1 protein-coding gene and 1 pseudogene are annotated in these 1,421 nt (G+C 56.9%); both read left to right on the forward strand.

The window, feature by feature from the left end; all coding sequences use genetic code 11:
- The first annotated feature begins 160 nt into the window (after nt 1-160).
- On the forward strand, nt 161-418 hold the full coding sequence (locus EN991_RS36150) for a hypothetical protein (RefSeq protein WP_064994914.1): 258 nt from the start codon (nt 161-163) through the stop codon (nt 416-418).
- Between the two features lie 405 nt (nt 419-823).
- Nucleotides 824-1,421, forward strand: a pseudogene (locus EN991_RS36155) (tyrosine-type recombinase/integrase); the annotation flags it as partial.

The following is a 1,421-nucleotide window of genomic DNA, read 5'->3' on the forward strand; positions in this document are numbered from 1 at the left end:
AGCAGGAACGGACCAAAGGTGAGGTGAACCCGTTGCATCCCGCCATATTAAACGTTTCGGAATTTTTCGGAACAGTTTCGGCCGCGCTTTAGTACGCAGGTCCGCTCATCCGCCAAAGTAGCGTTATCGACTTTAGCAGCACCAAGAAAGGACGAGCCAAATGAGCACGCAGCTTTCTTTTACCTCAAGACTCTACCAGTCTCTCTGGAGCGAACAGCCGACGTGGACGACTGAACCGGTATCGGTCTGGGCGAGACTCTTCGCCCTGCGCGGCCTGGTCGCGGTCTGGCGCGAGCGCAAGTACTATCGCGAGGAACTGAAGCGACTGGCGGAAGATGGGCCTCAGCGGATCGACGACGTCGGTCTCACCCCGGCTGCCGTCGAGGCGGAACTTCAAAAGCCGTTCTGGAAGGCGTGATTTGCATCCATAGCTGTGAACGATTGTCTGCCTGATTGTCAAACACCGCAACGCCTCGACAGGGCCACCAAACTCCGCAAGTACTGTCTCATCGACGCTCGCAAAGACACGACCGGCATGTTCTATCAGCAGCCGATCAAGGACCTGCCTGTAGGCCGGGGTAAAACATGATCGGTCAATTGCCAGGCCGATGAGGCTCGGCAATGTGGTGCCAGCAACGGACTAGCTTCGCGCATCGCTGCCGACAGTCAAACAGAGCAGGTAGCATCAACAGCGACGAACGCCGTCATAGGCTGAAGGGCTGCTTGTCGACAACTTCGTTCCGAATTCCGAAGGGCAAGTTTCGGCCCATAACCGTCGACCGACGTTTCTCCGGTGGCCAATCATGGCCGAAGGAGAAACGAAATGGGACACTCGTGCTACGACCTTGCCGCCTCCGATCGCCGCGCATGGAATGCAGGCAAGAAGATCGGAACGAAACGCCCTCTGAAACTCGACAGATATGGGGCGATACGCTTCTATCTCGATCGAGAGCGGCGTCTGCGAGACAGAGCGCTCTTCGATTTGGCGATCGACAGCAAGTTGCGCGGCTGCGATCTGGTCAAGATCAAATCGGCCACCTTGTTGTAGGACGGAAATCCGAAGTCGCGCGATGGTCATCCAACAGAAGACCGGCCGACCTGTTCAGTACCAGTTGATGAGCGACACACGCTCCAGCCTTCTCGCATGGCTGGAGCGACGCGGCGGGACAGTCGATGATTACGCGTTTCCGAGCAGGATCAATCCAAGGGCTCACATGAGCACAAGTTAGTATGCCCGCCTCGTCGACGAATGGGTCGAGGCGATCGGGCTTTGACCAGAGGAATACGGAACCCATTCCCTGCGTCGCACCAAGGCCTCGATCATCTACAAAGCGACGGGAAATCTGCGAGCCATCCAAATTTTGCTCGGTCATGCCAAGATCGAGAACACGGTCCGCTATCTGGGCGTCGATGTTGAGGAT

Source organism: Mesorhizobium sp. M7A.F.Ca.US.005.03.2.1 (genome assembly GCF_003997795.1).
GTDB classification, from domain to species: Bacteria; Pseudomonadota; Alphaproteobacteria; order Rhizobiales; family Rhizobiaceae; genus Mesorhizobium; species Mesorhizobium ciceri.

Excerpts from the sequence above, each read along its gene's own strand:
- EN991_RS36150 (WP_064994914.1), top strand. The coding sequence starts at position 161 with ATGAGCACGCAGCTTTCTTTTACCTCAAGACTCTACCAGTCTCTCTGG.